Genomic DNA, 1108 nt, shown 5'->3' with positions numbered 1-1108 from the left:
GTTTGGTTCCACGACCGGGGCCACCGGTGCGATGGGAGCGCCGGTCACCAGCGGTGGCAATGGTGGCGCCGGTGGGGCCGGCTTTGACGCTGTCGCAGCGGGCAGTTCTGGGGGTAATGGCGGGGCCGGGGGTAACGGGGGTTCGGTGGGCAATGGTGGCGCCGGTGGTGCCGGCGGCAAGGGCGCGGCGGGCGCGGATGGCCTTGGCGGTGATATTCCGGGAGCGCCGGGCACTAACGGTTTCGGTGGCGGAGCCGGCGGCATAGGCGGTGACGGCGGTCTGGGCGGGTCCGTCTCCGGTAATGGCGGTGCTGGCGGTGTCGGCGGTGCTGGCGGCGTTGGCGGGGCGGGCGGAGACGGTAAAGATGGCGCAGCCGCGGTTGCCGCCGGCGGCGCTGGCGGCGATGGTGGTAAAGCCGGTAACGGTGGGGCTGGCGGTGCTGGCGGGGCAGGAGGTAGCGGCGGCGCAGCGCTGGGGTCAGGCGGTACCGGGACTAACGGCAATGGTGGGGCCGGCGGCAAGGGCGGAGATGCTGGGACGCCGGGTAACGGCGGACTCGGCGGAGCCGGCGACGCCAGTAACCACACTGGTGGGGTGGGCGGTCGGGGCGGTGATGCCGGCAGCGTCGGGGCCGGCGGCACCGGCGGGGCCGCTGGCACCGGGGGCATTGGCGGAATGGCCGGTAGCAACGGCGTTGTCGGTGCCGCGGTCGCTGGTGGGACCGGAGGCGATGGCGGTGCCGGCGTCAACGGTGCCTCCCTAGCCATCCCTCAGAGCGGTGGCAATGGCGGAGCTGGCGGCGCAGGCGGCAAGGGCGCGGTTGGCCTCAACGGCACCGACGGGCTCAGCCCGGGTGATTCGGGCACCGCCGGCTTGGCTGGCGGGTCTGGGGGTAAGGGCGGCAATGGCGGTGCCGGCGGTGCCGGGGCTGGTAGCGGCAGCGGTGGTGCCGGTGGTGCCGGCGGCGCCGGCGGCGCGGGCGGCACCGGTGGCCTCGGCGGCGCGTCGGCCGCCGGAACAGCCGGAGCCGGCGGCAGCGGCGGCACTGGTGGGCTCGGCGGGAATGGCGGGCAAGGCGGCGCCTCAGCTGACCTATCGGGTGGTACT

General features: G+C 75.2%; 1 pseudogene. It reads left to right on the top strand.

The annotated features are described in order from the left end of the window. Positions 1-1108, top strand: a pseudogene (locus tag F0Q45_RS28270) (PE family protein); the annotation flags it as partial.

It is taken from the genome of Mycobacterium simiae (genome assembly GCF_008370645.1).
In the GTDB taxonomy this organism is placed as follows: domain Bacteria; phylum Actinomycetota; class Actinomycetes; order Mycobacteriales; family Mycobacteriaceae; genus Mycobacterium; species Mycobacterium simiae_A.
This window is presented reverse-complemented; position numbering and strand designations above follow the sequence as displayed.